Origin of the sequence: Paracoccus sp. J39, from assembly GCF_000518925.1 — a bacterium.
Lineage (GTDB): Bacteria > Pseudomonadota > Alphaproteobacteria > Rhodobacterales > Rhodobacteraceae > Paracoccus.
Genome location: NZ_JAEN01000043.1, coordinates 1 through 8,483 on the forward strand (window position 1 = coordinate 1; position 8,483 = coordinate 8,483).

General features: G+C 63.8%; 5 protein-coding genes, 1 tRNA gene, 1 rRNA gene and 1 pseudogene. 5 read left to right on the top strand and 3 right to left on the bottom strand.

Translation table 11 applies throughout. From position 1 onward, the window contains the following. Nucleotides 1-209: pseudogene (istB, locus tag L632_RS0121035) on the top strand (IS21-like element ISPkr1 family helper ATPase IstB); the annotation flags it as partial. A gap of 648 nt (nt 210-857) precedes the next feature. On the opposite strand, the gene L632_RS24125 reads toward istB, so the two are convergent. Beyond that, nucleotides 858-1,091 carry a ribbon-helix-helix domain-containing protein gene (locus tag L632_RS24125; protein WP_084648171.1) on the bottom strand — a complete coding sequence of 78 codons (234 nt, stop codon included), beginning with the start codon at nt 1,089-1,091 and terminating at the stop codon, nt 858-860. A gap of 56 nt (nt 1,092-1,147) precedes the next feature. Here L632_RS24125 and L632_RS23345 point away from each other — a divergent pair, with 56 nt between their 5' ends. The 4 genes from L632_RS23345 to L632_RS24135 all read left to right on the top strand — a co-directional run bounded on the left by L632_RS23345 (nt 1,148) and on the right by L632_RS24135 (nt 8,182). Beyond that, nucleotides 1,148-1,684 (top strand): hypothetical protein, encoded by a 537-nt coding sequence (locus L632_RS23345; RefSeq protein ID WP_051476519.1) that lies wholly within the window; start codon nt 1,148-1,150, stop codon nt 1,682-1,684. Between the two features lie 157 nt (nt 1,685-1,841). Further along, nucleotides 1,842-3,008 (top strand): hypothetical protein, encoded by a 1,167-nt coding sequence (locus tag L632_RS24130; protein WP_084648172.1) that lies wholly within the window; start codon nt 1,842-1,844, stop codon nt 3,006-3,008. A 332-nt stretch (nt 3,009-3,340) separates the two neighbouring features. After that, nucleotides 3,341-5,614 carry an AAA family ATPase gene (locus L632_RS0121050; RefSeq protein ID WP_084648173.1) on the top strand — a complete coding sequence of 758 codons (2,274 nt, stop codon included), beginning with the start codon at nt 3,341-3,343 and terminating at the stop codon, nt 5,612-5,614. 882 nt (nt 5,615-6,496) lie between these two features. Then, nucleotides 6,497-8,182 carry a recombinase family protein gene (locus L632_RS24135; RefSeq protein ID WP_084648174.1) on the top strand — a complete coding sequence of 562 codons (1,686 nt, stop codon included), beginning with the start codon at nt 6,497-6,499 and terminating at the stop codon, nt 8,180-8,182. Here the strand turns inward: L632_RS24135 and L632_RS0121060 are convergent. Both L632_RS0121060 and rrf read right to left on the bottom strand, forming a co-directional pair. Next, nucleotides 8,139-8,215, bottom strand: a tRNA-Met gene (locus tag L632_RS0121060). The two genes, L632_RS24135 and L632_RS0121060, sit on opposite strands and share 44 nt — an antisense overlap. A 66-nt stretch (nt 8,216-8,281) precedes the next feature. After that, a 5S ribosomal RNA gene (gene rrf / locus L632_RS0121065) occupies nt 8,282-8,396 on the bottom strand. Between the last annotated feature and the right edge of the window lie 87 nt (nt 8,397-8,483).

Below are 8,483 nucleotides of genomic sequence, written 5' to 3' on the forward strand. Positions count from 1 at the left end.
CCCAGACGGGTGGCCAGCTCCTGTTCCACCTCATCAGTCGCCTTTACGAACGCACCTCGATCATCGTGACGACGAACCTCGACTTCGGCGAATGGCCGACCGTCTTCGGAGACGCGAAGATGACAACGGCGCTCCTCGACCGACTGACCCATCACTGTGACATCGTCGAGACCGGCAACGAGAGCTGGCGCTTCAAGACGCGGGAATGACCGAGACGCCGCTGGCCCGATCCGGTTGCGCTGTATGGAGGCTACACCGCATCGGGCCAGCTACCCGTGCTGACCAAGCGGGGGCATTATTGGGCGCCGAAAGGGGGTCAAAGTTGCGTGCCGATTGACACAGTGACAGGCAAGCATGCGGGTTCGGGCGCGAAAGCGCTATGTGGCATCGGCTATTCCTTTTTCGGGGGAGCAGGCCGATTGTAAGCAATCCGGCGCAAAAAGTCTGGTTGCTTTGCCCGGTTATCCACATGAATCGCAAGGCGGGGCAAAAGCCCCTCCTCCGCATCACCCCCGAACATCCCGTAAAGCATATCCCACTTGGACAGTTGGACAGTTGGACGGGATCGTTAACGCGCTGTTACAGTATAGCCGTCACCGCAAATGTGGCAAATCCTGGGCTGTCGGGAGCTTTGTCTTGATAAAGCAGGTTGCACGACATTCAGCTTGCACCATTCGAGACTGAGGATAATCCAAACACCTTCAGGCAACCTGTATGACAAAGCAGGATAGCTGACAGAACTGCTGACTCACCCAGAGAGCGCTGGAGCCATCCCCGCGCAAAATCCGATTGACGGTCACCGGGTTGCGCAGGAATGATCCCGGGCATTCACAGACCAATCAGGGCATCCGCACCCTTCACCGTTCCGGGTCTGTCATCTCCAGCCACTGGACCAACGCCCGCCGTATCATTTCGGGCCGCGTTGGCAGGTCCGGCTCGTCGCGGCGGCGGTTGTCGATGGCTTCTATCAGTTCGCGAGGAAGCCGAAGATTGATCGCTTCTGTATCCTTTTTCGGAGGGGCCAAGGGTTTTCTCCATTCTCGATATTGACACCATGATACCGATGTGCCATATTGAGCAGGCGAAGGCAAGAGATCCTACCCTCTTGCCCCGCCCTAACCACAACGATCTTTCGAGGAGATCACTCATGGCTATTCACACGCCTATCACGGCACCTGACTTTCCGGAAGCCAACAGCGCGTTCACGCACACGCCGATCACCATCGGCTTCACCACGTTGATGCGCGACCTCGCGGATTACATTGAGGCGGAGCGCGACCTCGAGCATTGTGGCAGCTGGGATCCGGCCTGTGACGCGTGGATCCGCGACGCCGAACGGGCCCGGGTCCGCGTGCTCGACGGGATCGCCGCTCTGCGCGGAACGCCGGTCTGTCGCAGCGAGGATCTGCCGCTCCGGCGCTGTGCCGACTTGGCGCGGATGCTGATCGAAAGCGACTGCCCGGAACAGGTCCGCGACATGCTCGCCTTGCCCGACCGTTTCCCGCAGGTCTTCCGCTGTGCCGGCACTGGCCTCGTTGCAGGGCGCGTTGACCTGATGGTTGCGGCCTTCCAGCAGCATCTGCATGCCCTTGCGCGTCTCCCGGATTTCACGGGGATGGTTGAGGCGGACGATCTCGCTATCGAACCGGACGCGCCCAATCTCATGCTGGCGCCCGCAGCCTGATCGCCCCACATATCTGACGACCTGGGCGCCCATCACAGATGGGCAGCCACAGCCGCGCACCTGTCCCATTTCTTCCGCCACCGGCTCCTGGTCGCACGTCCTGCGTGCGCCCGAGGTCTGGCTTCATCTTCTCATCCTGTTTTCGGGAGGACTTCCTATGTCCACGACCATCCTGTCTTCGCACGCCCGTCGCGCCCCGCTTTCGGTCTCAGACCTGCCGCTCGTCATCCATCATGGCGAACTGCATGCCCATTGGATCGAAGCGGCGCGGAGCAAAGGCTTCGACCTGATCGCCCGCGTTCAGGATCGCTTCCGTGTCGCGCTGCGTTGTCAGACCTGTGGGGGCCTCCATGTGGCACGCCACTTCGTGCTCATGACCGCGCAGCCGCTCTGCCCGCATTGCATCGAGGCCCGCTGGCGGGCGACCGCCCTCGGCGCCGGTCTGACCTGGCTCGGCCGGGATCCCGCGCACCGTCATTACGGCCACTATGGCCTGCCCTGCGGCCACGAGGCGCGGCGCCAGTTCACTTTCGTTGAACGTGTTGCATCCGGCGCAGTTGCCCCGCGCTGCGAGACCTGCCTTGTTCATCGCGAGGAAGCCGAAGCCACCCGTTTCGGCTGGGAGCGCCTCGGCCGCGATCCAAAGGGCAATGCCTCCTATCGGCTCTATCGTCACAGCTGCGGGCACGAGCAACGTATCGCTCGCGCCAATCTGCAATGGGGCCAGTGCGACTGCGCCGGCTGCGGGCAGAGCTGGACCGCCAAGCCCAGCTACATCTACCTGCTGGATATCCGTCATCCCGGCACTCGGAGGCACTATCTTAAACTGGGATACTCGTCGCATCCCGTAAAGCGTCACAAACACCAGTTGGGACTTCCCAAAGACGCCCTTGTCGATGTGCTCCGGGTCGTGGCCATGCCCACCGGCCACGCTGCCTGCGCGATGGAGAAGGCCGCCCATGCGGAACTGCGTCGTCTCTATCCGGAAGCCCTCGTACCTCACCGGGAATTCAGTGATCTGATGAACGTGGTCAGCGAGATCTACCGGCCTGAGTCGCTTTTCATGCTCCAGGCGACCCTGGACCGGATCGAGGCAGAGATCATCAATGCGGACCGCACCCGGAGAGCTGATACTCTGTCCGCGCCACCCAAAGCTGCGGCAGGCAACAATCCGGAAGCCCCGCTCGGTGCCCCGGAAACGCCCCCACCCGGCGCATCGGCCACCCCGACTCCGGCATCCCAATCGCACCGCAAACCCCGCCCCGCTACCGTTCCGCGTGATCGCCATCCGATCCTGCGCCGCCATTGGGGACTGACCGGGTAACGCGGTCGGGTCGGGGCGTTCCGGATCACACGAGGAGACCATGTCTCTGATCCGGATGCCTCCTGCGGCAAGGAGACAGTAGCCCACCTCCTTGTCATCCGGAAGCCACGCGGCGCCGAAGCAATACCGAGTTTTCTGGAGGTTTCTATCCCGGAGTCCGGATCCGACCAGGCCAGCCACTCCTGAAGCCGGAAGGCTTCCGGATCTCCGTGCGCGCTCGGCCCACATCGCCACCGCATTCCGCCCCCTGCGGGACCGCGCCCCTCTGCAACCGACCCTGTCGCCATCCGCAATGCCGGACGGCTCACCCTCTTCATACCCGGAGTCCTGCCATGACCCAGACAATCTCCATCCCGTCCAGCAATCCGAACTCCGAATCCGGAACCCGTCATCCCGCACCCTGGGCTCCCCTCGCGCGTCATGCCATCCGTCGCCTGCAGGCTGATCTCGCGCAAAAGCTGACCCCCGCGTGGGATCCGGCGCTCGACCCGGAGGACATGGATCTGCCCGAACTCCTGGAGGCCGCGATGCAGGCACCGGGCTCCTCGGCGATCGATGCGCTGAACTCCAGCTCATCCGCGCAAAATGTTTCGCCCGAAGAGTTCGATGCGATCGCGGACGCCGGCGGCGATCCCACGGCCACCGCAAGCAATGGGTCATCGCAGCCGCGCATCCGCCTGCCCGCCAGTAAACTCATCCCGCTTCTCCGCCTCGTGGCGACGATCGACGCCGTCCGGGACCGCGACGCGATGTTGGCACCTGGCGCGATCACCGTCATCACCGGCGTTCCCGACGACATGCTCGACCAGTTGAAGAAGTTGTTGACCCATATCCTTCCGGCCAATTGGTCGGTGGCAACCTCGCTCAAATATGGCACTCAGAGCCAGGACTGTCTGATCACGCTCAGCCCAGACGTCTCAGACGGCAAGATCTCACGCTATGCACAGACCGCTTTCGAGCGAGACCTTGTCGTGGCGATCGACCGCCAGGCCCCGCTCCTGGTGCTGCTGCCGATGGCCGCCGCTGCCACTGCACCCACGGTCCTTGCCAATCCGCTTGTCTCTCGGAAAGCGTTCGCGCCCCTCGATAGCGAGATCCTGATCATGGCGCTTCGTGCGACACACAGCGCCACTGGCCGCATCGACGAGGCGGCGGTCCGCGCTGCGCTGCCCAATGACGCAACGCTCGCCGAACTGGACGCGCTCGCGCTGACCCTGGCGATGCGGGCGCCGGTGGCGAAGGCGGTGGCCGAACAGATCGCGGCCATGACCACTGGCCCGCAACGATCTGCGGCCGACGGTCCCTGGCTCGAGGACATTCACGGCGATACGCCTGCGCTCCGCGCCGCGCGCCAGATCGTGCGCGACCTGCGTATGTGGAAGAAAGGCGAGATCGGCTGGGCCGACCTGACCCGCACGCTGCTGCTTTATGGCCCGCCCGGCACCGGCAAGAGCTGGATCGCCCGGGCCATGGGCAACAGCGCGGGCTTTTCGGTCGTCAGCGGCACCTTCGGTGAATGGCAGGCCGCAGGCCATCTCGGCGACATGCTGCGCGAGATGCGGCGGACGTTTCGCGAGGCGCGTGCCAAAACACCAACCGTGTTGATCATCGACGAGATCGATGCTGTCGGCTCGCGCGAAGATCCGGAGCAACACAACCGCAGCTATCGCACACAGGTGATCAATGCGTTCCTGGCAGAAATGGATGCCATCGCCCGGGAAGAAGGCGTCATCGTCATCGGCACCTGCAATCACCCGCAGTTCATCGATCCGGCGGTTTTGCGCGCAGGTCGTTTCGACATGAAGGTCGCCCTGCCGCTGCCGGATGCCGATACTCTCTTCGGCGTGCTGCGCCACTGCCTGCCGGACTGGCGGGAAGCCGATCTGCGCGATCTCGCGGCCCGTGCCGTCGGCTGCTCCGCTGCGGATGTCGACGCCGCCATCCGGAAGACGCGGGCAATGGCCCGGGGGCAAAAGCGAAACATGTCTCTCGATGACCTACGCAAAGTGTTCCGCATCATGCATGATCCGGCGATCGACCGTCGCGTGGCCTTGCATGAATGCGGCCATGCCATCGTATGTGCGGCGCTGGATCTGGGCCCCGTGCGACGGGTTTACCTGGACCGTGACGGCGGCGGGGGGACCGTGTTCGACACCACCGCCAGACACGGCATCCTCTCCGATATGCAAGATCGCCTGGCCCAGCTTCTTGCCGGCCGCGCCGCCGAACGTTTGGTGCTGGGCGATGTCTCGGCCGGTGCCGGCGGCAGCGCCGACTCCGATCTGGCACAGGCGACGATGATCGCGACGTCGATCCAGACACGCTACGGGCTTGGCGCCCACGGCCCGGTCTGGACCGCCGATCCCGAGACCTTGATCGCGCTGGACCCTGACGTGCTGTTCCGCGTGAGGCGCGAACTCGAAACGGCCGAGAAGCGCGCCGCGCAGATCCTGACCATCCACCGCAATCTGCTCGAGGAGATGGCCGAAGCGCTGATGGCATCGCGCGACATGGATCGCGCCGAAGTGCAGGACTGGCTCGCGCGCCTGCGCCATGCGGCGCCGGGCGAAGACCATGACGCGCGCTCTGCGCAGCAACCGCAATAGAGACAGAGAGGTGGCGCCCGCCCCACGCGATCACGCGCGCCATAGAACCACGTTCCCCCGCAAACATAAGACAAAAAATCAAGGAGAGCGGCAACGCCGCCAATCAAAAAGCCAAAAACCAGAAACGGCGCTTCCTGCGGCGGGCTCTGCCCGCCGCCCACATCATTCCACGGGATAAAAAAGAAAGAACGCAAAGACCAGGAACCAAAAAATCAAAAGACCCGGGTAATACATCCGACGCTTTGGCAAGGTTGCAGCAGGAGCGAGAAGGACAGCGGCGCCTGAAGTGCTGTCCTTTGGCAGGGTGCGCTGGCAGGCATCGTCGTCCCGCCAGCGCGCCCTAAAATCCGGATAATTCGCGCCTGGTGTTCGGTCGCGTCCCGGCTCTCTCCGCGTTCGACCCCAGATGGGACAGTTCGCCCCCGTGGCGGGCTCCTGCCATCTCCAGCTCACCCCTCTTGAGAGGGAGATTTCCGTATTTTCAACCGGTTATCCACATTCATGCGACCCGAGACCTGTGTTTTCAGCTTAGAGAGCCGTTCCCATGCCCTATGATCATCTGAACAGCAGCGGGCTTATCCCCGTCCAGGATCATCATCAGCGAACGCCGACGGGCCATGCCCCGCGGCGCAGGGAGCAACTCGGCCCATGGCACGAGACCGGAGAGATATTGCCGACAGGGAGGATGCCGCGCGGACGGCGGATTCCGTTTCGGCACCTCCGGCCGACAAAGCCCTTGCCGGGACTCGGCAAGCCGCGCAGCATCGGGACCAACTGCTCGCCCTCGTCCGGGCGCTCGCCCGCGATGCCGCCCGCGCCGATCACGTCGCCGAACGCGGCGCCCCTGACGATTGACCTGCCACTCCGCACGGAGATCCGCCCATGACCCTGCGCGCCGTCATCTACGCCCGCTATTCCTCCGACCTGCAATCGGCCTCGTCGATCGAGGACCAGTTTCGGCTCTGCCGCGAGCGCGCCACCCGCGCCGGCTGGCAGATCGTGGGCAGCTACGAGGATGCCGCCACCTCCGGCGCCTCGCTGATGCGCCCCGGCATCCAGCGCCTGCAGCAGGATGCCCGCGAGCGGCGCTTCGACATCGTGATCTCCGAAGCCCTCGACCGCCTCAGCCGCAACCAGGCCGATATCGCGGCGCTTTACCAGAACCTGACCTTCGCCGGCACCGCCATCGAGACCCTGGCCGAGGGCCGCATCGACGAGATGCATATCGGCCTCAAGGGCACGATGAACGCGCTGTTCCTGAAGGACCTCGCCGCCAAGACCCGGCGCGGATTGCGCGGCCGCGTCGAGGCCGGCAAATCCGGCGGCGGCAACGCCTATGGCTATACGGTCCTGCGCCACATGGGCGAGGACGGCGAGATCAGGCGCGGCGACCGGCAGATCAATGAGGACGAGGCCGCCATCGTGCGGCGGATCTTCACCGCCTATGCCGATGGGATGTCGCCGAACCGGATTGCCGACCAGTTGAACCGCGAGGGCATCCCCGGCCCGCGCGCGGGCAAGTGGGACAAATCCACCATCCACGGCAATCCCAAGCGCGGCACCGGCGTGCTCAACAACGAGATTTATGTTGGGCGTTTGGTGTGGAACCGGCAGAGCTTCGTCAAGGACCCCGCTACCGGCAAGCGCCAGGCCCGACCGAACCCGGAATCCGAATGGATCGTCACCGAAGTGCCGGAACTGCGCATCATCGACCAAACGCTGTGGGACCGGATCAAGACCTGCCAGGAGGGCCGCAAGATCGAGCAGACCGACAAGGAAGCCTGGGAACGGCGCAAGCCGCGCTTCCTGCTCACCGGCCTCGTCAAATGCGGCTGCTGTGGCGGCGGCTTCTCGACCGTGGGCAAGGACCGTTTCGGCTGCTCGAACTCGCGCAACAAAGGCACCTCGGTCTGCACCAACCGCACCGGCATCACCCGTCAGGAGCTGGAGGGTCGGATCCTGACCATCCTCTCGGACCGGCTGATGGACCCGGAACTGGTGAAGATCTTCGCCGAGGAATACATCGCCGAACGCAACCGCCTCGCCGCCAGCCATGTCGATGACCGGGCCGTCAACGAGAAGGAACTGGCCAAGGTTATCAAGGAACAGGACGCGCTGGTCAACGCGCTCCTCTCCGGCCTGCCGCCCGAGCGGATCAAGGCGAAGATGGAGCAACTCGAGGCCCGGCAGAAGCAGATCGAGAAAGACCTCGCCACCGCCCCTGCCCCGAACACAGCCGTGCGGATCCACCCGAAGATGGCCGACACCTATCACGACCGCATCCACGCGATGATCGCCGCCCTTTCCGAGCCGGATCACGAATCTGAAGCCCGCGAAGCGATCCGGGGCCTGATCGAGAAGATCGTGGCGACGCCGGTGCCGACCAAGGGCAAGCGGATGGCGCTCGAACTGACGCTGCACGGCGATCTGGCGGGCATTCTGGCGCTGAGCTTGGATGCGGGCCAGTTGTCCGGACAACAAAAAACCTCCTTGCTACAGGAGGTTGAAGAAAGTGCAGGATTTCTGGTTGCGGGGGCAGGATTTGAACCTGCGGCCTTCAGGTTATGAGCCTGACGAGCTACCGGGCTGCTCTACCCCGCGGCATTTTTTGCGGATCGTTCTGATACGCACTGCTTCGTTCTTGAGAGACGGATCGCTTCTTTTCAGGTCTGGCGGTGACCTACTCTCCCACGTCTTTTGACGCAGTACCATTGGCGCGACGGCACTTAACGGCCGAGTTCGGGATGGGATCGGGTGTTTTGCTCGTGCTTTGGCCACCAGACCGGAAAAGGAGCGATCGGCGTTTTCCGGTTCTTCTGGGAACCTGGAAAGACATTGTCCAAGGATGCTTTTGGAAGAAGGTCTGTCT